The 22,375-nt window shown below is 71.7% G+C and carries 23 protein-coding genes; 10 read left to right on the top strand and 13 right to left on the bottom strand.

Going from position 1 to position 22,375, the window contains the following annotated elements; genetic code table 11:
• Positions 1 to 185: 185 nt before the first annotated feature.
• Positions 186 to 515 carry a hypothetical protein gene (locus tag JSX79_RS11350; RefSeq protein WP_071294543.1) on the bottom strand — a complete coding sequence of 110 codons (330 nt, stop codon included), beginning with the start codon at positions 513 to 515 and terminating at the stop codon, positions 186 to 188.
• Positions 516 to 545: 30 nt separating this feature from the next.
• The gene (locus JSX79_RS11345) at positions 546 to 2,216 is read right to left on the bottom strand and encodes a sodium:solute symporter family protein (RefSeq protein ID WP_071294544.1); all 1,671 of its coding nucleotides are present in this window, start codon (positions 2,214 to 2,216) and stop codon (positions 546 to 548) included.
• A 139-nt stretch (positions 2,217 to 2,355) separates the two neighbouring features.
• Between JSX79_RS11345 and aroQ the strand changes: the two genes are divergently transcribed.
• Positions 2,356 to 2,799 (top strand): type II 3-dehydroquinate dehydratase, encoded by a 444-nt coding sequence (gene aroQ / locus JSX79_RS11340; RefSeq protein WP_070418316.1) that lies wholly within the window; start codon positions 2,356 to 2,358, stop codon positions 2,797 to 2,799.
• 96 nt (positions 2,800 to 2,895) lie between these two features.
• Positions 2,896 to 3,948: a Gfo/Idh/MocA family oxidoreductase gene (locus tag JSX79_RS11335; RefSeq protein ID WP_267484346.1), complete on the top strand. Its 1,053-nt coding sequence runs from the start codon at positions 2,896 to 2,898 to the stop codon at positions 3,946 to 3,948.
• Positions 3,949 to 3,983: 35 nt separating this feature from the next.
• Here JSX79_RS11335 and JSX79_RS11330 read toward each other — a convergent pair whose 3' ends face one another.
• Positions 3,984 to 4,580: an NAD(P)H-dependent oxidoreductase gene (locus JSX79_RS11330; RefSeq protein WP_092386639.1), complete on the bottom strand. Its 597-nt coding sequence runs from the start codon at positions 4,578 to 4,580 to the stop codon at positions 3,984 to 3,986.
• 88 nt (positions 4,581 to 4,668) lie between these two features.
• Here JSX79_RS11330 and JSX79_RS11325 point away from each other — a divergent pair, with 88 nt between their 5' ends.
• Positions 4,669 to 5,130: an MSMEG_6728 family protein gene (locus JSX79_RS11325; protein WP_229086303.1), complete on the top strand. Its 462-nt coding sequence runs from the start codon at positions 4,669 to 4,671 to the stop codon at positions 5,128 to 5,130.
• A 21-nt stretch (positions 5,131 to 5,151) separates the two neighbouring features.
• On the opposite strand, the gene JSX79_RS11320 is transcribed toward JSX79_RS11325, so the two are convergent.
• The 7 genes from JSX79_RS11320 to JSX79_RS11290 all read right to left on the bottom strand — a co-directional run bounded on the left by JSX79_RS11320 (position 5,152) and on the right by JSX79_RS11290 (position 11,675).
• Complete coding sequence (locus JSX79_RS11320) at positions 5,152 to 5,442, bottom strand: hypothetical protein (RefSeq protein ID WP_229086301.1); 291 nt, start codon at positions 5,440 to 5,442, stop codon at positions 5,152 to 5,154.
• A 245-nt stretch (positions 5,443 to 5,687) separates the two neighbouring features.
• Complete coding sequence (locus JSX79_RS11315; protein ID WP_070418313.1) at positions 5,688 to 5,954, bottom strand: hypothetical protein; 267 nt, start codon at positions 5,952 to 5,954, stop codon at positions 5,688 to 5,690.
• A 90-nt stretch (positions 5,955 to 6,044) separates the two neighbouring features.
• On the bottom strand, positions 6,045 to 7,184 hold the full coding sequence (locus tag JSX79_RS11310; protein ID WP_229086298.1) for a cysteine desulfurase family protein: 1,140 nt from the start codon (positions 7,182 to 7,184) through the stop codon (positions 6,045 to 6,047).
• A 1-nt stretch (position 7,185) separates the two neighbouring features.
• Positions 7,186 to 8,070, bottom strand: a complete 885-nt coding sequence (gene nadC / locus JSX79_RS11305; RefSeq protein ID WP_229086295.1) for a carboxylating nicotinate-nucleotide diphosphorylase — start codon at positions 8,068 to 8,070, stop codon at positions 7,186 to 7,188.
• Positions 8,067 to 9,686 carry an L-aspartate oxidase gene (gene nadB / locus JSX79_RS11300; RefSeq protein WP_229086293.1) on the bottom strand — a complete coding sequence of 540 codons (1,620 nt, stop codon included), beginning with the start codon at positions 9,684 to 9,686 and terminating at the stop codon, positions 8,067 to 8,069. The genes nadC and nadB overlap by 4 nt, the downstream gene beginning before the upstream one ends.
• A gap of 2 nt (positions 9,687 to 9,688) precedes the next feature.
• Positions 9,689 to 10,960, bottom strand: coding sequence for a quinolinate synthase NadA (nadA, locus tag JSX79_RS11295; RefSeq protein ID WP_071294552.1), 1,272 nt, complete (start codon positions 10,958 to 10,960; stop codon positions 9,689 to 9,691).
• A gap of 16 nt (positions 10,961 to 10,976) precedes the next feature.
• On the bottom strand, positions 10,977 to 11,675 hold the full coding sequence (locus JSX79_RS11290) for an NUDIX domain-containing protein (RefSeq protein ID WP_070418308.1): 699 nt from the start codon (positions 11,673 to 11,675) through the stop codon (positions 10,977 to 10,979).
• 122 nt (positions 11,676 to 11,797) lie between these two features.
• Here JSX79_RS11290 and JSX79_RS11285 point away from each other — a divergent pair, with 122 nt between their 5' ends.
• From JSX79_RS11285 to JSX79_RS11275, 3 genes are all read left to right on the top strand, one after another.
• Positions 11,798 to 12,061 carry an acylphosphatase gene (locus JSX79_RS11285; protein ID WP_083403155.1) on the top strand — a complete coding sequence of 88 codons (264 nt, stop codon included), beginning with the start codon at positions 11,798 to 11,800 and terminating at the stop codon, positions 12,059 to 12,061.
• Between the two features lie 128 nt (positions 12,062 to 12,189).
• Positions 12,190 to 13,668: an MDR family MFS transporter gene (locus JSX79_RS11280; protein WP_083295252.1), complete on the top strand. Its 1,479-nt coding sequence runs from the start codon at positions 12,190 to 12,192 to the stop codon at positions 13,666 to 13,668.
• 43 nt (positions 13,669 to 13,711) lie between these two features.
• Positions 13,712 to 14,959 (top strand): D-arabinono-1,4-lactone oxidase, encoded by a 1,248-nt coding sequence (locus tag JSX79_RS11275; RefSeq protein WP_229086290.1) that lies wholly within the window; start codon positions 13,712 to 13,714, stop codon positions 14,957 to 14,959.
• A gap of 49 nt (positions 14,960 to 15,008) precedes the next feature.
• On the opposite strand, the gene JSX79_RS11270 is transcribed toward JSX79_RS11275, so the two are convergent.
• Positions 15,009 to 15,497: a 2'-5' RNA ligase family protein gene (locus JSX79_RS11270; protein WP_229086287.1), complete on the bottom strand. Its 489-nt coding sequence runs from the start codon at positions 15,495 to 15,497 to the stop codon at positions 15,009 to 15,011.
• A gap of 143 nt (positions 15,498 to 15,640) precedes the next feature.
• Between JSX79_RS11270 and JSX79_RS11265 the strand changes: the two genes are divergently transcribed.
• The 3 genes from JSX79_RS11265 to JSX79_RS11255 are packed head-to-tail and all read left to right on the top strand — an operon-like array spanning position 15,641 to position 18,299.
• Positions 15,641 to 16,591, top strand: coding sequence for a MetQ/NlpA family ABC transporter substrate-binding protein (locus tag JSX79_RS11265; RefSeq protein ID WP_071294556.1), 951 nt, complete (start codon positions 15,641 to 15,643; stop codon positions 16,589 to 16,591).
• Positions 16,591 to 17,631, top strand: coding sequence for a methionine ABC transporter ATP-binding protein (locus JSX79_RS11260; RefSeq protein WP_071294557.1), 1,041 nt, complete (start codon positions 16,591 to 16,593; stop codon positions 17,629 to 17,631). Before JSX79_RS11265 ends, JSX79_RS11260 begins: the two co-directional genes overlap by 1 nt.
• Complete coding sequence (locus JSX79_RS11255; protein ID WP_217642545.1) at positions 17,628 to 18,299, top strand: methionine ABC transporter permease; 672 nt, start codon at positions 17,628 to 17,630, stop codon at positions 18,297 to 18,299. Before JSX79_RS11260 ends, JSX79_RS11255 begins: the two co-directional genes overlap by 4 nt.
• A 346-nt stretch (positions 18,300 to 18,645) precedes the next feature.
• On the opposite strand, the gene JSX79_RS11250 is transcribed toward JSX79_RS11255, so the two are convergent.
• Both JSX79_RS11250 and JSX79_RS11245 read right to left on the bottom strand, forming a co-directional pair.
• Positions 18,646 to 19,422: an endonuclease/exonuclease/phosphatase family protein gene (locus JSX79_RS11250; protein WP_083403156.1), complete on the bottom strand. Its 777-nt coding sequence runs from the start codon at positions 19,420 to 19,422 to the stop codon at positions 18,646 to 18,648.
• A 134-nt stretch (positions 19,423 to 19,556) separates the two neighbouring features.
• On the bottom strand, positions 19,557 to 20,960 hold the full coding sequence (locus JSX79_RS11245) for an MFS transporter (RefSeq protein WP_229086285.1): 1,404 nt from the start codon (positions 20,958 to 20,960) through the stop codon (positions 19,557 to 19,559).
• Between the two features lie 156 nt (positions 20,961 to 21,116).
• Between JSX79_RS11245 and JSX79_RS11240 the strand changes: the two genes are divergently transcribed.
• The gene (locus tag JSX79_RS11240; RefSeq protein ID WP_229086282.1) at positions 21,117 to 22,349 is read left to right on the top strand and encodes an alanine racemase; all 1,233 of its coding nucleotides are present in this window, start codon (positions 21,117 to 21,119) and stop codon (positions 22,347 to 22,349) included.
• The last annotated feature ends 26 nt before the right edge of the window (positions 22,350 to 22,375 follow it).

The following is a 22,375-nucleotide window of genomic DNA, read 5'->3' as shown; positions in this document are numbered from 1 at the left end:
CAGCGCAAAACCCCGGTCCCGCGCTGGCTGCAGGATGCTCCGGGGCTCACTTCCGACCGAGCAGCACGCGGTCGACATATCAATACTAGGACCGCCGCGGATCTGCCGTCAACCGGCACCGAGACGGACGGGAGGCGCGGTGCCAGCCGGCACCGCGCCTCCCGTCCGTCGGTCTGTTCAGCTGGTCACGCGAGCTCGCGGCCCTCGCCGGCCGCCTTCTGGTGCTCCTCGGCCTCGGCCTGGCCGATGATGTCCTCCGCCGGGACGGGGTTCAGCCGGTCCCAGAGGAAGAAGAGCAGCCCGCCGACGAGCATCGACAGCCCGACCCACAGGTTGATGTGGATGCCACCGGTCTTCTCGGGGTCGGTGTTCCAGTGCACGATGCCGACGATGGTCACGATGACGCCGTACAGGACGAACAGGCCACCGAGGATGCGACGCAGGTCGAGTCGGCGGGTGGAGCGGACGAGGGCGGCCTTCTGCTCCTCGGTCATGGCGGTGTTGGTGTCGCTCATGGGAGATCTCCTTCGCGGGTCTTCGCGGGCCTAGAGGAACGGGAGGTAGAGGACGACGCACAGGATCAGTGCGACGGTGCCGAGCAGCGCCGGGGAGCGGTACCAGGCGGTGTCGGTCGCGACGGAGTCGCTGTGCAGGTCGATCTTGCCGACGCCGTACACCAGCCCGCCGAGCTCCTTCTCGTCCTTCGGCTTCGTGACCATCGACACGACGAACCCGACGACGAGCACGGTGACGAACGAGATGATCGCGCCGTAGAGGGTCTCGGCGGTCGCGGTGGCGAACAGGTCCGGGTTGACGAGGTACGCGATCCACGTGATCGTCGGCGTCACGATGCCGAGGATGTAGCCCCACAGCGCGCCGGCGGTGGTCATCCGCTTCCAGAGCAGCCCGAGGATGAACACGGCGAACAGCGGCGCGTTGAAGAACGAGAACAGCGTCTGCATGTACGTCATGATGTTCGACGCCTGCGCGGCGATGAACGCGGTCGCGATGCCGACGAGCACGCCGACGACGGTGACCCAGCGCCCGGTCTTCAGGTAGTGCACGTCGGGCATGTTCGGCTTGATGTAGCGCTGCCAGATGTCGTACGTGAAGACGGTGTTGAACGACGACACGTTCGCCGCCATACCGGCCATGAACGAGGCGAGGAGGCCCGTGACCGCGACGCCGAGCACACCGGTCGGCAGGTACATCTGGATGAGCTTCGGGATCGCGTCGTTGTAGTCGAGGGCGCCCGAGGCGAACTGGTTGCCCACGACGGCCGCGGCGATGAGGCCGGGGATGACGACGATCGCCGGGATGAAGAGCTTCGGGATCGCGGCGATGAGCGGGGTGCGGCGGGCGGCGGACATGTTCTTCGCCGAGAACGCGCGCTGCACCTCGGTGAAGTTCGTCGTCCAGTAGCCGAAGCCGAGGACGAACCCGAGGCCGAGCACGATCGCGAGCCAGTTCGCGCCGATCGGGTTCGTGACGTCGCCGAAGCCGGTGCCGGCCCACGCCTGCAGGTGCTGCACGCCCTGGGTCTCGGTGATGGCCTTCGAGAGGCCGCTCCAGCCACCGACGCGGTGCAGACCGACGATCGTCAGCGGGATGAGGCCGGCGATGATCACGAAGAACTGCATGACCTCGTTGTAGATCGCGCTGGAGAGCCCGCCGAGGGTGATGTAGACGAGCACGAAGCCCGCGGACACGATGATCGCGAGCCACTCCGGCCAGCCGAGCATCGCCTCGATGACGATGGCCATGGCGTAGAGGTTGATGCCGGCGATGAGCACGTTCGACACCGCGAACGCGATCGAGTTCACCAGGTGCGGGGCCTTGCCGAAGCGGCGGAGCATGAACTCCGGCACGCTGCGGACCTTGGACCCGTAGTAGAAGGGCATCATCACGAGCCCGAGGAACACCATGGCTGGCACGGCACCGACCAGGTAGTAGTGCAGGGTCGCCATGCCGATCTGGGCACCGTTGGCGGCCATGCCGAGGATCTCGGTCGCGCCGAGGTTCGCGGACACGAACGCGAGGCCCGTGATCCACGCGGGCATCGAGCGGCCCGACAGGAAGAAGTCCATGCTCGTCCGGACCTGCTTCCGGGCGGTGAAACCGATCCCGATGACGACCGCGAAGTACACGATGATCATCAGGTAGTCGACCCAGCCCAGATCGAGCCGGATCCCGTTGTTCGCTGCAGCGAGAACCATTCAAACTCCACGTCAGTGTGTTGCGATCGACAACTCCGCCGACCCGGACGGGAACGTTACACCGAATTGTGACCGTTCACATAGCCGAGGTATGCATCGCACCCGCAATGCGACTGCGGGCGCTCGGTAGGCTCCTGGCATGACCGAGCAGCCGCGCATCCTCGTCCTCAACGGCCCGAACCTCGACATCCTCGGACGGCGCGACCCGGACCAGTACGGCACGGTGACGCTCGCTGAGATCGAGGCGATCGTGCACACCGAGGCCGCGGTGCACGAGCTCGAGGCGGACTTCCGGCAGACGAACCGCGAGGGCGAGCTCGTCGAGTGGCTGCACGAGGCACTCGACGACTTCGTGGGCGTCGTGATCAACCCCGCCGCATACGCGCACACCTCGGTCGCACTGCACGACGCGGTCGAGGCACTGTCGGTGCCGGTCGTCGAGGTGCACCTCTCGAACACGTGGAAGCGGGAGCCGTTCCGGCACGTCGACCACGTCGCGACGGCCGCGACGGCCGTCATCGCCGGCGCCGGTGCGGACGGCTACCGCCTGGCGGTCGCGCACGTCGCGTCCCTGCTTGGCTGAGTCAGTTCCAGGAGGCGCGGGTCGGGCCCGCACCGCGCCTCCTGTCCGAGCGCTGGAACGTTCCTTCCGTGCGGACCGCGCGCTATGTTCGTATGTATGGACAAAGTGCGCATCGGGCTCGTCGGCTACGGCATCGGCGGGCGGGCCTTCCACCGGCCGTTCCTGACGGACGCCGATGGGACCGACCTGGTGGGCGTCGTGGCCCGCTCGTCCGACAAGCGGGAACAGCTCGCGTCCGACCTGCCCGGCGTCCCCGTGCACGACTCGCTCGGCGACCTGCTGGCGGCCGGGGTCGACGCCGTCGTGATCACCACTCCCCCGTCGACCCGGCGCGACCTCGTGTTCGAAGCGGTCGCGGCCGGCGTCGCCGTGGTCGCGGACAAGCCGTTCGCACCCGATCCGTCGACCGCACGCGAGCTCCGCGACGCCGCCGCGCAGGCCGGGGTCGTCATCGCGCCCTTCCACAACCGCCGGTGGGACACCGACCTCGTGACGCTGCGCGGGGTCCTCGAGGACGGACGGGTCGGCACGCCGCTGCGGTTCTGGTCGCGGTTCGACCTGGTCGAACGCGAGGGCATCGCGACCGGCGTCGGGGGCGGCGTGCTCTCGGACATCGGGTCGCACCTGGTCGACCAGGCGGTGTCGCTGTTCGGACCGATCTCGCGGGTGTCGTGCACGCTCGACGTCCGGCACGCCCGCGCGCTCGGACGCGACCAGGACGGCGACATCGATGCCGGGTTCACCCTGGCGGCGACGCACGGCTCCGGCGTGGAGTCCGTCCTGACGTCGAACAAGGCGGGCTGGCTGGGCACTCGTCGCCTGCGCGTGGACGGGGTCGACGGGACGTACGAGGCCTCGAGCACCGACGTGCAGGCGCAGGCCGCGGTCGCGGGGCACGCACCGGCCGACGACCGTGCCGGGTGGGGCGTCGAGCCGGCCGGCGGGACGCTCACGACGGCGGCGGGATCGGTCGAGGTCCCGTCGTCGCAGAGCTCGTACACCGACTACTACGAGCGGTTCGCGCGTGCGGTCCGGGGACTCGGGCCGGTACCGGTGCCCGCGGATGACGCCGTGCACGTGGTGGACGTCCTCGACGCAGCGCGTCGCTCGGCGGCATCGGGCGAGACGATCGCGGTCCCCGCGCCCTGACGCGTGCGCTGCGCCGCCGCACGGCGGGCTCCGGGTCAGAAGTCGGCGGGGCGCCGGACCTCGGTGGTGGCAGCGGTGGCGAAGCCCCCGCGGATGATCGGGAGCGCCCGCTGCACGGCCTGGTCGATGCGGAGCTCGAGGTCGACGTTCGCGATGTCGTAGCCGCCCTCGCGCTTGGCGAAGTCCCGCTCGTTGCCGAAGACGCCGAGCGGCAGCGTCGTCGACTGGAAGAAGCCGAACAGCGGGCGCATCTGGTGCTCGACGAGCAGGGCGTGCCGATCGCTCCCGCCGGTCGCGGTGAGCAGCACCGGGGTGTCGACGAGGTCGTACTGCCCGATCCAGTCGAAGAAGAGCTTGAACGCACCGGAGTACGCGGCACGGAACGCCGGGCTGCCGACGACGAGGACGTCCGCCGCCTCGACCGTCTCGAGCGCGCGTCGCGTGCGGTCCGACATCGCCTCGCGGGACGGTGCCGCGCCGAGGTCGGCGAGCAGCGGCCCGATCTCGACGGTCTCGGTGCGCGCGTCGTCGATCTCCTGCCCGAGGCGCGCCACCGTCGCAGCCACCAGGGTGGACGTCCGCGAGGGGTCCGAGGGGCTGCCACTGACGCCGACGACGAGTTCTCCGCTCATGTGCTCGATGCTCACACGCCTGGACTCCCGGCGGTCGGCGTGTGACGGCATGTGTCGGGTTCCAGCGCCGCCGCGTACCGTCCGCGCCATGCAGACGTTCTTGCCGTACCCGGACTTCCGCGCCTCGGCCGAGGTGCTCGACGACCGGCGGCTCGGCAAGCAACGGGTCGAGACGCTGCAGGTGATGCGGGCACTGACGCTGCCGGACTACGGCTGGCAGCACCACCCCGTCGTGGCGATGTGGCGTGGGTACCGTCCGGCGCTGATGGCGTACCAGCAGGCCACGTGCCGCGCGTGGACCGAGCGCGGGTACGCCGACACCTGTCTGGAGAAGACGCTCGCCGACCTCGCGCTCGTCCCCGAGGACCTCGACGCGTACGAGCGGGCCGACTACCCGGTGCCGCCGTGGAACGCGGACCCCGCCGTGCACCGCTCGCACCGGTCGAAACTCGTGCAGAAGGCGCCGGAGCACTACCGGCCGCTGTTCCCCGACGTGCCGGACGACCTCGACTACGTCTGGCCGGGGACGGTCGCGCCGGTGCCGCGCTGACGACGCGTCCTCCTCGTCGCCTCAGGCGATCGGGGTCCATCGACCGCCGTCACGGCGGGTGACCACGACGGACCGCACCTCGGCCGTCGCTCGCAGCCCGGTGGCCGCGTGCTCGGCGACGGCATCGGCCACGTCGTCCGACGGCGACTCGAACCGGACCACTGGGCACGGGACACCGCCCAGCAGCCGGACGTCCCGCGCCTCGACCACCACGAGCTCGGCGACGAGCCGGGCGGCCTCGGGGAGCACGGCGTCCGGGGCGGTGCCGGGTGCGAGCGCTCCGACGGCGAGGGTCACACGGTAGGAGGGCACGGTCCCACGCTAGTGCGAGCGCCCGGGCTCGTGGGCGCGGAGCAGCGCACCGGGACCCGCCGTGGGCACAGGGGGTTCGGGCATCGCACAGGGGAAGCGACGCCCGCGCCCACGACGGGTCACAGGTGCTGCGGAGCACGACGGATCAGGGGGTGTCGTGCCCCGCGCCGGACGCAGGTCAGGGAACCTGGTCCGGCTCGTCGCACCGGCGAGTCCGCAGGGGTCGGACTCGACGGTGCTGGTCCTCAAGGGTGTTCGGTGTCCTCTCGGTACCGGTCCGTCTCGGTCGGTGCGGGCATCGACCGTCGGGCCGCGGCGGGTCGGACCATGGGGAGCAGGGCACTCCCGATGGTCGCCAGTGCTCCGACGACGGCGATGAGCCCGAGCGGGGCGGTGCCGAGGTCGTGCTGCGCGGCCAGGACGAGCGCGAGGACGGTCGCGGGTGCGGGGAGGAGCTGGACCGCCCGGAAGTGGTCCTCCTGCCGGACCCGAGTCGTCATCGCGTTTGCCATGTGAACACTCTGGCGCACTTCGCCGGTCCGCAAAAGGGGGGACACGACCCCACTCATGGAGTAGAACGTCTAGTACACCCGCGTCGGGTGTCAGGCGAGCGCGCGGACGGTCGCGACGGCTGCGGCGACGGCATCGACGACCACCGGGACGTCCGCCGCGGTCAGGCCGGCGTCGAACGTCAGGCGCAGCGCCGTCCGGGCGACCTCGTCGGACAGGCCGAGCGCCGTGAGCACGTGCGAGGCCTCGGTGCTGCCGGCCGCGCAGGCGCTCCCGGACGACGACACGACGTCGCGCTCCTCGAGCTCGAGCAGGACCGTCTCGCCGTTCACCCCGGGGAAGCAGAACGACGCGTGGCCGGGCAGCCGCGACGTCCGCGACCCGGTGACGAACGCCCCGGGCACCGACCGGAGCACCCCGTCGAGCACGGCGTCCCGGGTGGCGGTCGCGGTCCGGACCGCGTCGTCCCGGCCCGCGGCGACGAGCGCGAAGGCCGTGGCGACGCCGACGGCACCCGCGACGTCCTCGGTGCCGGAGCGTCTCCCCCGCTCCTGTCCCCCACCGTGCAGCAGCGGTTCGAGCGCCACGCCGGACCGGACGGCGAGCACGCCGGTGCCCTTCGGTGCGCCGAGCTTGTGCCCGGACACCGACACCGCGTCGACGCCGAGCACGTCGAGCCCGACCGGGAGCCACGGCGCCGACTGGACGGCGTCCGTGTGGAACCGCACCCCGACGGCGTGCGCGACCGCGGCGAGCGCCGGCACGTCCTGCACCGTCCCGATCTCGTTGTCGGCGTGCGCGATCGAGACGAGGGTGGTGTCGGGTCGGAGCGCTGCCGCGAGGACGTCCGGGGCGACGACACCGTCGCGGTCGACCGGCAGGACCGTGACGTCGAACCCGTGGAACCGTTCGAGGTACCGGCAGCTCTCGAGCACCGCCTCGTGCTCGATCGCGCTGGTGACGACGTGGCGACCGCGGGGGGACGCCAGGGCGATGCCCTTCACCGCGGTGTTCGCACCCTCGGTCCCGCCGGTGGTGAACACGACCTCGGCCGGGCGGCACCCGAGCACCGCGGCGACGCTGGCCCGGGCGTCGGCGAGGCCCCGGGCTGCGGCGCCGCCGACCCCGTGCGTGGAGGACGGGTTGCCGAAGGTCCCGGTGAGGTACGGCCACATCGCCTCGAGCACCTCGCGGCGCACGGGCGTCGTGGCCGCGCGGTCCAGGTAGAACACGTCAGACGCCGGTACCGACGGCCACGTCGACGTCGAGCCCGAGGTCGAGTGCCCGCGCCGAGTGGGTGAGCGCCCCGACGGAGATCACGTCGACACCGGTGGCGGCGATCGCGGCGACGGTGTCGAGGGACACCCCGCCGGAGGCCTCGACGAGGGCTCGCCCGGCGACGACCTGGATGCCGGCCTCGAGCTGGTCGGTGGTGAAGTTGTCGAGCATGATCGTGTCGACGCCGGCCGCCACGACGGGCTCGATCTGGTCGATGCGGTCCACCTCGACCTCGAGGTGGACGGTGTGCCCGAGCCGCTCGCGGGCCGCGACGATCGCGTCCCCGATGCCGATCCCGCCGGCGAGGAGCACGGCGAGGTGGTTGTCCTTCGCGAGCACGGCGTCGGACAGCGAGGTCCGGTGGTTGTGCCCGCCGCCGCACCGCACGGCGTACCGCTCCAGGGCCCGCAGACCGGGCGTGGTCTTGCGGGTGTCGACGATCCGGGCACGGGTGCCGGCGACGGCCGCCACGTAGGTCGCGGTCGCCGTGGCGATGCCGGACATCCGCTGGGCGAGGTTCAGTGCGACCCGCTCGGCACGGAGGACCGACCGGGCGGGACCGCTCACGGTCGCGAGGACGTCGCCCGCGGTGAACCGGCTGCCGTCCGGCACGTGCAGGACCGCGTCGATCGTCGGGTCGACCGCGTGCATCACGGCGACGAACACGTCGCCCCCGCTGAGGACGCCGGGCTCGCGCGCCGCCAGGGTCGCGGTCGCCGTGGCGTCTGCGGGGATGAGCGTCTCGCTCGTGACGTCGCCCCAGGGGGCGTCCTCCTCGAGCGCGGTGTCGATGACGCGTCGGAGGGCGTGCGGGGGGATCGTTCCGGGGTCGACGGTCATGCGGGTACCTCCTGCGGGACGGCGGTGTGCTGGGCGACCCACGCGGTCGACGCGGGGGCTGCTGGATCGGTGTCGGGGTGGTCGGTGCGGGCGTGGGCCCCACGGGACTCGGTCCGGGCCTCGGCGGCGAGCACCGTGACCCGGGCGAGGTCGAGCAGTGCCCGGTCCTCCAGGTCACGGACGCCGGTCGGCTCGGGCGCGACGAGGGCGGCCAGGTCGCGTCGTGCGCTCGCGAGACCGCTCGCGTCGCGGAGGAGCCCGACCCGGTCCGTCATGACGGACTGGACCGCCTGGCGGACGTCGGCGTCGTCGGTGGGTCGAGCCGCGCCTCCTGGCAGCAGGGGACGGGAGGCGCGGCTCGCGTCGGTCGCACTCGGCACGCTGGTGACGGGGAGACCCGCGTCGCCGCGCAGGCGGAGTCTGCCGGGTCGCGGCACGTCGAGCGCGTCCGCTGCGCGGACCGCGAAGACGAGTCCTTCGAGCAGCGAGTTCGACGCGAGCCGGTTGGCGCCGTGGACGCCCGTGCAGGCGACCTCGCCGATCGCGAGGAGGCCGGGCAGGCTCGTCCGTCCCTCGGCGTCGGTGGCGACCCCGCCCATCGAGTAGTGCGCGGCCGGGGAGACGGGGACGCCCTCGCGGGTCCAGTCGAAGCCGGCGGTCCGGGTGGCACGGGTGAGCCCGGGGAAGCGCCGGACGAGGAAGGCGGGGTCGAGGCCGGTCGCGTCGAGGAGCACGGGCTCGCCTCCCTGCTCCCGGACGGCGGCCGCGATGCCCCGGGCGACGACGTCGCGGGGGGCGAGCTCGGCGTCGGGGTGGACGTCCACCATGAAGCGGTGCCCTCGTGCGTCACGGAGCACCGCTCCCTCGCCGCGGACCGCCTCGGAGACGAGCCCGCCGCCGGGGACCGCGAGGCGGGTCGGGTGGAACTGCACGAACTCGAGGTCGGCCAGCACGGCACCGGCACGCCAGGCGGCTGCCTGCCCGTCGCCCGTCGCGACGAGCGGGTTGGTGGTCTCGCGGAACAGGTGTCCGGCGCCACCGGACGCGAGCACGACGGCGTCCGCGTCGATCCGTCGGGGCTCGCCGAGCAGGTCGAGGACGTCGACCCCGACGACCGAGCCGTCCCGCACCACGAGGTCGACGAGGCAGGTCCGTTCGAGGATCGTGACGTGCCGGCGGTGCAGGGCGGCGATGAGGGTGCGCTCGATGGCGGCCCCGGTCGCGTCGCCGTCCGCGTGGACGACGCGCCACCGGCCGTGCGCTGCCTCGCGCCCGCGGGCCAGGTCGTCGCCGTACCGGTCGAGGCTCGTCGGGTCGGTGGTGCGGTCGAACGGGACGCCGAGCGACAGCAGGTCCCGCACCCGCGCGGGGCCGTCGGTGCAGAGCACCTCGACGGCGCGGGCGTCGGCGCTGCCCGCTGCCGCCACATGGGTGTCCGCCTGGTGGAGCGACGCGGAGTCGTCGGCGCCGAGCGCGACGGCGATGCCTCCCTGCGCGTACGCCGTCGCGCCGTCGGCGAGCGCGCCCTTCGTCACCAGGGTGACGTCGTGACGAGCACTCGCGCGGATCGCTGCGGTGAGTCCGGCGATGCCGGAGCCGACGATGACGACGTGCACGGTCAGACCGTGGGTCGGGCGGCGAGCATGCGCTCGAGTGCGACCTTGGCGTCGGCCTGGACGTCGGCCGGCACGACGATCTCGTTGAGGACCTCGCCGCGCACGAGCGCCTCGAGGACCCAGGCGAGGTAGCCGGGGTGGATGCGGTACATCGTCGAGCAGGGGCACACCACGGGGTCGAGGCAGAAGATCGTGTGCTGCGGGTACTCGGCGGCGAGCCGGTTCACCATGTTGATCTCGGTGCCGATCGCGAACGTGGTCGGTTCGGTGGCGGCTGCGACGGTCTTCCGGATGAGGTCGGTGCTGCCGGCGTGGTCGGCGGCGTCGACGACGGCCATCGGGCACTCGGGGTGCACGATGACCTGCACGCCGGGGTGCTCGCGACGGGCCTGGTCGATCTGGTCGACGGTGAAGCGGCGGTGCACCGAGCAGAAGCCGTGCCAGAGGACGACCCTGGCGTCCTGCAGGGTCTGCTCGTCGTTGCCGCCGAGGGGCTTCCGCGGGTTCCACATCGGCATGAGGTCGGTGCTGATGCCCATCGCCTTGGCGGTGTTCCGGCCGAGGTGCTGGTCGGGGAAGAAGAGCACGCGCTGCCCCCGCTCGAACGCCCACTCGAGGACGGTCGCGGCGTTCGACGACGTGCACACGATGCCGCCGTGCCGCCCGCAGAACGCCTTGAGGTCGGCGGCGGAGTTCATGTACGTGACGGGGATGACCGGCACGCGGCCGTCGGCGTCGGGCTCGGTGCCGTAGACCTGCTCGAGCTCGGCCCACGCCGCCTCGACGCTGTCGATGTCGGCCATGTCGGCCATCGAGCAGCCCGCGGCGAGGTTCGGCAAGATCACGCGCTGGTCGTCGCGGGCGAGGATGTCCGCGGTCTCGGCCATGAAGTGCACGCCGCAGAACACGATGGCCTCGGCGTCGGGCTTGGTCAGCGCGGCGTTCGCGAGCTGGAACGAGTCGCCGAGGAAGTCCGCGTGCCGCACGACCTCGTCGCGCTGGTAGAAGTGCCCGAGGACCACGACGCGGTCGCCGAGGGTGGCCTTCGCCCGCTCGATGCGTTCGTGCAGCTCGTCGTCCGGGGCGTTCCGGTACTCGTCCGGGATGACGCCCTGCCGGGGCGCCGAGGTCGGGATGACGTCCGACATCGACGAACCGGGGCCGTAGCCGGGCCGGGAGTCGAAGTCCCACGTCGGCATCGCCAGGTCGGGCGTGCAGGTGCTGCCGGCGGCCTGACCGTTGGAGATCAGTTCGATGGTGGTGGCGATGGACACGGGTGTTCCTTCGGTTCTACGGCTTCTTGCCCTGCTGCAGCGGACCGTTGTCCGCGTAGGCCAGGTCGGGGTTCGAGCGGTACAGCCGGGCCGGCCGGTGCCGGTCCCCGCTCGTGGTCTCGTCCGTCGGCAGGATCGCGTCGGTCTTCTCGACCTGGCGACGGAAGTTCGCGGGGTCGAGCGCACGCCCGAGCACCGCCTCGTACACCCCGCGGAGTTCGGCGAGGGTGAACCGGTCCCCCAGGAACGCCTGGGCGATCCGGGAGTACGACATCTTGTTGCGGAGCCGCCAGAGCGCGTACGCGACGATCCGGTCGTGGTCGAAGGCGAGCGGCGGGTGTTCGTCGGCGAGGAACCACCGCACGTTCCAGTCGTCGGGGACCGAACTCGCCTCGTCCGGGTGGACGAGGGCCCAGTACACGATCGACACGACGCGGCTCGGCGAGCGGTCGACGTCGCCGAAGGCGTAGAGCTGCTCGAGGTAGCGCGGCTGGACGTTGGTGGTCTCGCGGAGGCGGGCCGCGGCGGAGTCCTCGAGCCCCTCGTCCGGCCGTACCCAACCGCCCGGGAGCGCCCACGCCCCCTCGTACGGCTCGGCCACCCGACGCACGAGCGGCATCCACAGCGCCGGTGCCCCGGTGTCCGGGTGCGGGCGCAGCGCCACGATCACGGTGGAGACCGCGACGCGGATGGGGAGCTCGGGAGTAAGTGTCATGATGACTCGAAGTGTTCGGGTTGGGATGACACTATCACCGGGTTTCACGAGACGGAAACAGCGTCGAAAACTCCTGGTCGGACCGCGCGCCTACATTGAGCCGCATGACTACGGTGACGAGGATGCACGCCGTCGTGTCGGGGACGGTCCAGGGGGTCGGTTTCCGGTACTGGACCGCACGGAAGGCCGACGGGCTCGAACTCGCCGGGTACGCCCGGAACCTGTTCGACGGCACGGTGGAGGTCGAGGCCGAGGGTCCGGCCCCCGCGGTCGACGCCCTGATGACGTTCATCCGGACCGGCCCGCCGTCCGCCGAGGTCACCGACGTGACCTGCCGCGCGGTGGTGCCGCACGGCGACGTCGACGGCTTCGCGATCCTGCACTGACCCGGTCGCCGCCCGACGTCGACGGATGTCGGACCGAAGCGGAATAATCGAATCCACTCAGGCGGTTGCCCTGTCTGCGCCCATGGCGCCCCCTCGTTCCACCAGTCGTGATCCACCAGGAGCCCCGCATGACCCAGGCCGTCGATTCCGCACCCCGCACCGGGAGCGTCGCGCAGCCCTCCGCCGGCGAGACCCGACTCGTGATCGGGCTGCTGCTCGTCTCGGCGTTCGTCGTCATCCTCAACGAGACGATCATGGGTGTCGCGCTCCCGCGGCTCATGGACGACCTCGACATCAGCGCCGCGACCGGGCAGTGGCTCACCACGGGCTTCCTGCTCACCATGGCGGTCGTCATCCCGATCACCGGGTTCCTGCTGCAGCGCTTCAACACCCGGCCGGTGTTCGTCTGGGCGATGAGCCTGTTCTCGGCCGGCACCCTGATCGCGCTGCTCGCGCCCGGGTTCTCGATGCTGCTGCTCGGGCGCATCGTGCAGGCCAGCGGGACCGCGATCATGATGCCGCTGCTCATGACGACGGTCCTCACGCTCATCGAACCGGCGCACCGCGGCCGCGTGATGGGCAACATCTCGATCGTCATCTCCGTCGCCCCGGCGATCGGCCCGACCATCTCCGGGCTCATCCTCAACGCGTTCTCGTGGCGCTGGCTCTTCGGCTTCGTGCTGCCCATCGCCATCGCCGCGCTGATCCTCGGCATGGTCAAGGTCCGCAACGTGTCGACGCCCCGCAAGGCCCCGCTCGACGTGCTCTCGGTCGTGCTGTCCGCCTTCGCGTTCGGCGGCATCGTCTACGGCCTCTCGAGCATCGGCGAGGCCGGCACCACCGGGCCGCTCGTGCCGATCGTCTCCCTCGTCGTCGGCGCCCTCGCCCTCGCCCTGTTCGTGTTCCGACAGACCCGGCTGCAGCGTGCGGACCGCGCCCTGCTCGACCTCCGCACCTTCCAGACGAAGGGCTTCACCGTCCCGATCGTCGCGATGGGCCTGAGCTTCATGGCGATGTTCGGCACGCTGATCCTGCTGCCGATCTACCTCGAGCGGGTCCTCGGGCTCGACGTCCTGAACGTCGGCCTGCTCCTGCTGCCCGGCGGCCTCATCATGGGCCTGCTGTCCCCGATCGTCGGTCGCGTCTACGACCGCCGTGGTCCGCGGGTGCTGCTCATCCCGGGCTCGATCATCGTCAGCGCCGTCCTCTGGGCGCTCTCGACCGTCGGCGTCGACACCAGCGTGTGGTTCGTCCTCGGCGCCCACGTCGTCCTGAGCATCGGGCTCGCCCTCACCTTCACGCCGCTGTTCACCGCGGCGCTCGGCGGGCTGCCCCCGAAGCTCTACTCGCACGGCAGCGCGGTCCTCGGCACGGCGCAGCAGCTGGCCGGAGCCGCCGGCACGGCGCTGTTCGTCACGCTCCTCACCATCGGTGCCTCGGGCGCGGCGGCCGGCAGCGGCGCCGCGGGCCTCGCCGAGGCCACGGCCTCCGGCGTGCGGACGGCGTTCCTCGTCGGCGCCGTGATCTCGCTGTTCGGGATCGTGATGTGCTCCCTCGTGCGTCGCCCGGCGACCCCGGACGGTGCCCCCGCGCCGTCGATGCACTGACCGGAACCGCACGCGCCGGGGTGCGCGTGGCATCGTGGGCGTCATGCGGTCGACGATGAGCGAGCTGAACTGGTCCGGCACGGTCACCTACACGGCCGAACGGGTCCTCCGCCCGTCGTCGATCGACGAGGCCGCCGAGATCGTCGCCCGGTCGCCCCGGGTGCACGGCCTCGGCACCCGGCACTCGTTCAACGACGCGCCGGACGCCCCCGGCGTGCTGCTCGACCTCACCGGGATCCCGACCGACCTCGCAGTCGACGCCGAGCGGCGGACGGTCACGATGGGCGCCGGCACCCGCTACGGCGTCGTCGCGCCCGAGATCGACCGCGCCGGGTTCGCGCTGCACAACACGGGGTCGCTCCCCCACATCTCGATCGCCGGCGCCATCGCGACCGGGACGCACGGTTCCGGCACCGCACTCGGGTCGCTGAGCACCGCGGTCCGGTCGTTCGAGGTGCTCGGGCCCGACGGGTCCGCACGGACGATCGCCCGCGACGACCCGGCGTTCGACGGCGCCGTGCTCCACCTCGGCCTGCTCGGTGTCCTCACCCGGGTCACGCTCGACGTCCAGCCGAGCTACCGGATGCGTCAGGACACCTACGGGCCGATCCCGTGGGACACCTTCACCGCCCACGTCGCCGAGGTCCACGCCGCTGCGACGTCCGTCTGCTCGTACACGGTGTTCGGCGACACGGTGAGCGAGGTCCTGCTGAAGTCGCGCGTGCCGGACGGCGACGAGGACGTGGCCGTCCCGGACGAGCTGTTCGGCGCGCCCCGGCTGCCCGGCTCGCCCGGCGACGGACACCACACCGCCCGGGACGGCTCGGTCGGGCCGTGGTGGGACCGGCTGCCGCACTTCCCGATCGACTCCGTGCCGAGTCACGGCTCCGAGGTGCAGAGCGAGCACTTCGTCCCCCTCCGGTACGCGGGTGCGGCGCTCGACGCCGTCCGGACCATGGCCGCCCGCATCCAGCCGCACCTGCACGTCTGCGAGCTCCGCACGATGGCGGCGGACCCGTTCTGGTTGAGCCCGACGCAGGGCGAGGACGTGCTCTGCATCGCGTTCACGTGGCAGAAGCACCCGGTCGAGGTGGCCGCGTTGCTCCCGGACCTCGAGGCGCTCCTCGCACCGTTCGACGGACGACCGCACTGGGGCAAGATGAGCTCCCTCGACGCGGCCGCCATCGCCGGGCTGTACCCGCGGCTGGGCGACTTCCGCGACCTGGTCGCGGCGGCCGACCCGGAGCGGACGTTCGCGTCGTCGTTCGGCGAGCGGGTCCTGGGGACGTGAGCCATGCCTCCTGGACCATCGTCACGACGCTGACGTGAGCCGTGCCGCGTCACCCGACCGGCGTGACCGTCCTGGACTCTCCGTCCCAGAACCGCACGCCACCGACCACGAGATCGGGGAGCGGGGTCCCGCGGAGCGCCGCGACGGCCGCACCGAGGTCCTCGTCCCGGACCCGTCGCGCGAACGTCAGGTGCGGCGACCACGCGCCCGGCGACGTGGTCTCGACGCCTCCAGGGGACGCCCGGTGCACCGCCTCGTGGAACGCGGCGAGCGCTGGGTCGACGACCACCGCCCGGGCGAGCACCGAGCGCCCGGGTCCCGCGGGGAACAGCAGGACGCCACCGAGCCGGAGCCGCGACGGCACCGGCACGCCGAACCCGCTCGGGATCCGGAGGTCGTCGCCGGCGGCCAGCGTGACGTGGGGGCTGTTGGTGTCCGACCGTCCGAGGCTCGGCAGGTCCGCACGGACCAGCGCGTCCCACGCGGCGCGCACGGCGGCGTCCGACGACGGATCGAGGACGAGTTCGAGACTGCGCACGTACCGAGTGAACCAATGAACCGTGTGACAGCGATGTAACACGGCGGAACGGAACTCGCACCGTGCCGGGCGGCCCGTCACACTCGACTGCACGCCGCGGACCACCGCGGACCCCCACAGCACTGCCCACGAGGAGCTCCGTCATGTCCGCTGCACCCGCTCTGCCCGAGAAGCCGAAGGGCAAGCGCCCGATCGGCTGGATCATCGCCGCCGCGGTGGTCGTCGTCGCGATCGTCGTCGCCCTCATCGTCGGCGCCGTCCGCTCCGGCGGGTCCGACGACGGCGCTGCCGCCGGTGGTTCGCCGAAGACCGTCACGATCGGCGTCGCGGACAAGTCGCTCTCCTACTGGAGCACCTACACGAAGCTCGCGAAGTCGAAGCTCAACGTGACGGTCAAGCTGACGAACTTCTCGGACTACTCGCTGCCGAACCCGGCGCTCAAGGACAAGCAGCTGGACCTCAACCAGTTCCAGCACATCCAGTACCTGGCCGACTACAACGTCACCTCGAACGACGACCTGCAGCCGATCGGCTCGACGGCCGTCTACCCGCTGCCGCTCTACGCGACGAAGTACGACGACGTCGCCGACCTGCCCGAGGGCGCCAAGGTCGCGATCCCGGACGACTCGATCAACCAGGCCCGCGCGCTGCTCATCCTGCAGGCGGCGAAGCTCGTCACGCTCAAGGACGGCGGGTCGGCCTTCTCGACGACCACCGACATCGAGTCGTCGAAGGTCGACGTCCAGCCGCTCAACGCCTCGCAGACGGCGAACGCCCTGCAGCAGGGCTCGGTCGCGGCCGCCGTGGTGAACAACAACTACGCCACCGCCGCCGGCCTGCCGATCTCCGACGCGATCTACCAGGACGACCCCTCGAGCGCGAGCGCGGCACCGTACGTCAACGTCTTCGCCGTGCGCAACGCCGACAAGGACAACACGACCTACCTCGACCTCGCGAAGCTCTTCCAGGACGAGTCCGTGCAGAAGGTCTTCAAGAAGGACCTGCCCGAGGCGGTCAGCCGCGACGAGAGCGCGTCCTCCTTGCAAGAGGAACTCGCGAAGGTCGAGCAGGACGCGAAGGCGGCCAAGCAGTAGTGCCGGTCCTCGTCGAACTCCGCGGCGTCTCGAAGCACTACCGCCGCGCCGACACCGGCGAGACCGTGGTGGCCGTCGAGGACGTCTCCCTGGACGTGCACCAGGGAGAGGTCCTCGGCGTCATCGGGTACTCCGGTGCCGGCAAGTCCACGCTCGTCCGGCTCGTCAACGCACTCGAGCTGCCCTCGTCCGGGTCGGTGACGGTCGCCGGCAACGAGCTCACGGCGCTGCCCGAGCGGGACCGCCGGACGGCACGGCGCAACATCGGGATGATCTTCCAGCAGTTCAACCTCTTCCGGTCCCGCACCATCGCCGGCAACGTCGCGTACCCGCTCAAGGTCGCGGGCGTGCCGAAGGAGGAACGGGACCGCCGGGTCGCCGAGCTGCTCGACTTCGTCGGGCTCCTCGACCGCGCGTACGCCTACCCCGAACAGCTCTCCGGCGGGCAGAAGCAGCGCGTCGGGATCGCCCGGGCGCTCGCGGCGTCGCCCGACCTGCTCCTCGCCGACGAGGCGACCAGCGCGCTCGACCCCGAGACCACGTCCGAGGTCCTCGGGCTCCTCCGCCGGGTGAACAAGGAGCTCGGCGTCACGATCATCGTCATCACGCACGAGATGGACGCCGTCCGACAGATCGCCGACCGCGTCGCCGTCATGGAGCAGGGGCGTGTCGTCGAGGTCGGGGACGTCTACGACGTGTTCGCGAACCCGCAGACCGGCGCGGCCCAGCGCTTCGTCCGGACCGCCCTGCACGACCGGCCCTCTGCGGAGACCGTCGCACGGCTCCGCGAACGGCACCCCGGTCGCCTCGTCACGGTCCAGATCACCGACGAGGCCGGGCTGCAGAACCGCATCGACCAGGTCTTCCGCTCCGCCGGGGTGACCGCCGAGCTCGTCTACGGCGGGGTCGGCGAGATCCGGGAACGCCGGATCGGGTCGCTCACCTACGAGCTGACCGCGGCCCGTCCGTCCGAGATCGACGCGGCCGTCGCGGCCCTCCGTGCCGCGCGCATCACCACCGACGAGGAGGGCGCAGCGTGAACAACTCGTTCCAGAGCGTGATCGACACGTTCGACGTCTTCGTCGCGTCCATCCGCGACACGATCGTGATGTCCCTGGTGTCGCTCGTCATCGCCGGCATCATCGGTCTGGCGCTCGGCCTCGCGCTGTACGCCACCCGCCCGGGCAACCTGCTCGGGAACCGGGCCGCGTACACGATCATCAACGTGGTCGTGAACCTCGTCCGGCCGATCCCGTTCGTGATCTTCCTGGCGGCGATCGCCCCGCTCTCCCGCGTGGTCGTGCAGACCACGATCGGCGTCCCCGCGGTGACCTTCGCGATCTCGCTCGCGGCGTCGTTCGCGGTGTCCCGGATCGTCGAGCAGAACCTGCTGTCGGTGGACCCCGGCGTCGTTGAGGCGGCACGGGCATCGGGAGCGCACCCGCTGTCGATCCTGCTCACGGTCCTCATCCCCGAGGGCCTCGGACCGCTCATCCTCGGCTACACGTTCATCTACATCGGCATCGTCGACATGACGGCGCAGGGGGCGTTGATCGGTGGCGGTGGGCTCGGCGAGTACGCGATCACGTACGGGTCGCAGCGGTACGACTGGTGGATCGTGTACGTGTCGGTGGCGGCGATCGTCATCATCGTGCAGCTCGGCCAGTTCATCGGCAACCGGCTGGCGCGGGCGACCCTGCGTCGCTGACGCGCGGGCGCGCCCGCGCCCGGCGCGCGCGCCCGCGCGCGCCGGGCGGGGCCGAGGTCGCACGAAGTGCCGCCGTCCGCGCCGCGCAGCGGCACGTCGTGCGACTTCGGCGTCACGCTGGCGGCATGTCCTGCGACTGCGACAGCCTGGAGGCGCGGTGCCGGTCCACGAGACCGGCACCGCGCCTCCTGTGCATGCGTCCGTCACCGCGCGGGCCGAGGTCGCACGTTCTGCCGTCCCTGCCTCGAGCGCGCGGCGGTTCGTGCGACCTCGGCGACCCACGTGCCGCGTGTCGCGCGACCTCGGCGACCCATCTGCGGCGTGTCGCGCGACCTCGGCGGGCGCGTCAGGCGGCCGGGGACTCCACGGTGGCGACGGTGCCCGTCGCACCCGGGTGCTCGTAGTGCGCACGCACCAGGATCGGACGGTGGTCGGAGATGCCCGCGGGCAGGGTCTCCACGCCGGCGATGTGCAGCCCCACGCTCGTGGCGAAGTCGAAGTGCCCCGTGAACTTGCGGTAGCGCAGGTACGTCGGCTGGTCGGAGAGCGACAGCGCGAACCCGTGCTGCTCGATCTTCCGGCGCAGGTTCGTCTGGAACCAGGGGTAGTTGAAGTCGCCGACCATGATCGCCGGGGCGTCGTTCGAGAGCTCGCGGACGAACTGGTGCGCTGCTTCGATCTGCTTGCGGCGCAGCGAGTTCGTGGCGGTGAGGGGTGAGGCGTGGAAGGACGCGACGATGACCTCGGCGTCGACCTCCTTGTCGCGCAGGTGCATCGCGATCAGGCGCTCGTGCGCGGGTGCGAGGACGCGGTCGTGCAGCGACTTCTGCAGGGAGTGGATGCTGAAGTCCTCGACCTCGAACCGGTCGTCGCGCTTGTAGATCGCGAGGCCGAGCCGGTTCGCCTTGGTCGACGCGGCGAGGGAGAGGCCGGCGATCGAGGGGGCGAGGTCGTTACTGTCGCACTCCTGCACGCAGATGACGTCGGCCTGGGACGCTTCAGCCAGGGAGGCGAGCTCGCCGTTCGCGGTGTGCTCGCGGAGGTTGTAGCTGACGACGCGCAACCCGGTCGGTTCCACGGCCGTCTCGGCTGTGATCGTCCCCTGCTGCTCTGGCGCGGCCATGCTGCCTTCCTGTTCCGGGCGTTTCCGGTCGCCCTGCCGCGGCAACCGTACTCGGCGTTCGCGGACTGTTGCTGAGACTGTAGCGCGGCCTCGGTTTCGTGCGTGTGACCGCGGGGAAAACGGACGATGCGCGCTCAGGCCCGGACGCGACGGGCGGGGCGGACGGTCTCGCCGGCTGTACGGCTCATCAGGACGCCCTCGACGCAGGCCACCAGGAGCAGGGCGGCGATGACCCAGAACGCGGCGTCGTACGGACCGGATCCACCGAGGCCCGACGCGGCCCGGATGACCACGGCGCCGACCGCGACACCGAACCCGGCGGCGGTCTGCTGCAGGGTCGACGAGAGCGTGTTCGCCGGGGTCATGTCCGCCTGCTCGACGTCGGCGAACGCGATCGTGTTGTAGGCCGTGAAGCCCACCGACCGCGCCGCACCGCTGACGACGAGGAGCACGGCGAGGAGCCAGAACGGGGTGTCCTCGGTCATGAACACCATCGCGACGACGCTCAGCGCCGCGACCGCGCTCGACACGATGATCACCGGCCGGTACCCGAACCAGCGGAGGAACGGCGTCGTCATGGGCTTGATGCCGAGGTTGCCGACGAAGACCCACAGCACGGCGGACCCGGCGAGCACGGCGCTCCACCCCCACGCGTCCTGGAACAGCAGCGGCAGGACGAACGGCACGGCGGAGACGGCCAGGCGGAACAGGCTGCCGCCGGCGTGCGACACCCGGAAGGTCTCGAGCCGGAACGAGTCGAGCCCCATGATCGGGTGCGGTGCCCGGCGGAAGTGCCAGATCGCCAGCCAGCAGCCGACCGCCCCGACGACGCCGGAGAGCACGACCGCCAGGACGGGCACGCGGTCGAGGGCGAGCAGGGACGCCATGACCACGAGCGACCCGAGGCCGAAGCAGGCGAGCAGCGACCCGAACCAGTCGAACGGCACCCGCTCGGACGCCCGCTCCTGCGGCACGAGGACGAGCGCGGCGACGAACGCGATGACCCCGAGCGGGATGTTGATGAGGAAGATCCAGTGCCACGTGAGGGTGTCGACGAGCACGCCGCCCACGAACGGCGCGATGATCGGCGCGGCGAGGGCCGGCCAGGTCAGGATCGCGATGGCCGTGACGAGCTGCTCGCGTCCGGCGCTCCGCAGGACGACGAGCCGCCCGACGGGGACCATCAGCGCGCCGCCGAGCCCCTGCACGATGCGCCAGATCGTCAGGTCGACGAGCCCGGTGGAGAGGGCGCACAGCCCCGACGCCACGGTGAACAGGACGATCGCGCCGGCGAACACCGTCCGCGAGCCGATCCGGTCGGTCAACCATCCGCTCACGGGGATGAACACCGCGAGGGTGACCAGGTACGCCGTGATCGCCACGCCGATGGCCGCCGAGTCGACGCCGAGGTCCCGGCCCATCGCGGGAGCGGCCGTGGCCAGGATGGTGCCGTCGAGGAGCTCCATGAAGAAGGTCCCTGCGACGAGCACGGCCACCGCGGTGCTCCCCCGTCGTCGTGTCGTCATCGTCGTCGTCATGGCAGGACAAATGCTATGCCCGATCGGTTTCCGCAACGTCCGGGGACGGCGCTGACGGGATGGTGTTCTGCACCGCAGAATGAGGAGGACGAGCGCATTGCCCCCGACACCCGGCCACCGGGAGCGTGGAGGCACCGCAGACGCACAGGAGGATCGATGACGACCACACCCGGCACGGTCACCACGAAGGGCGCGCCCGACCCGGCAGCACCGGCACGCCGGCACGTCCTCGAGCACGCGTACCTGCCGGTGATGACCCTCCGCGAGTCGGCACTGGCGAACAACACCGCCGTGATGCAGGCGTACGTCGAGCGGCACGATCTGCTCTTCGCGCCGCACATGAAGACGCACATGGCACCGGCGCTGGCCGCACGACAGATCGCCGCCGGCGCCTGGGGCGTCACGGTCGCCTCGGTCCAGCAGGCGATGGTCGCGTGGGAGCACGGCGTCCACCGGATCGTCGTCGCGAACGAGGTCCTCGACCCCGCCGGTCTCGCCTGGCTCGCCTCCCGCCGCGCCGCCGACCCGGACGCCGACGTCCTCTGCTGGGTCGACTCCCCCGCCGGGGTCGAGGCCGGCCGCGCGGCACAGGACGCGGTCGACGGCGCCCTGCACGTGGTCGTCGAGGTCGGCTTCCCCGGCGGTCGCACCGGCGTCCGCACCGCGCAGCAGGCACGGGACCTCGCACAGCTCGCCCACGACCGGGGGCTCTCCCTCCGCGGCGTCGCCGGGTACGAGGGCGGCCTGCCCGACGTGCACGCCGCCCGCGCCTACGTCGAGGGGGTGCTCGCCGTCGCGGCGGCCGTCCGCCCGCTGGTCGAGGCCCCGCGCGCCCTGCTCAGCATGGGCGGCAGCGCCTGGTTCGACGGCGTGGTCCACGCGGTCGCCACCCGCCCCGACGACCTCGACGTGCTGCTCCGGTCCGGCGCGTCCCTCACGCACGACGACGGCTTCTACGCCGAGCGCACCCCCTTCGGCCGCCACCCCGACGAGGGCTCGCTCCTGGCCGCGATCGAGGTCTGGGGACGCGTCACGTCGTGCCCCGAGCCCGGGCTCGCGCTCGTCGCGGTCGGCAAGCGGGACATCTCGTTCGACGAGGGGCTGCCGGTGGTCCGTTCCGTCCGTTCCGTCCGTTCCGTCCGGCACGTCGGCCCAGGAGGCGCGGCTGGCGTCGTCCCCGTCGCACCCGACCCCGGGGCGGTCACCGTCACCCGCCTCGACGACCAGCACTGCTACCTCGCGCTGGCGGACGGGGCACCCGGGCTCACGCCCGGCGACGTCGTCGTGTTCGGCATCTCGCACCCGTGCACCGTCTTCGACAAGTGGCGCCAGGTGACCGTCATCGACGACGACGAGACCGTCCTCGACACGATCGCGACGTGGTTCTGATGCGCGCCACCACCCCCGTCGCCCCC

Origin of the sequence: Curtobacterium sp. GD1, assembly GCF_020882855.1 — a bacterium.
Classification (GTDB): Bacteria; Actinomycetota; Actinomycetes; order Actinomycetales; family Microbacteriaceae; genus Curtobacterium.
The sequence above is the reverse complement of the archived record's forward strand: the minus strand, read 5'-3'. Positions and strand labels throughout refer to the sequence as shown.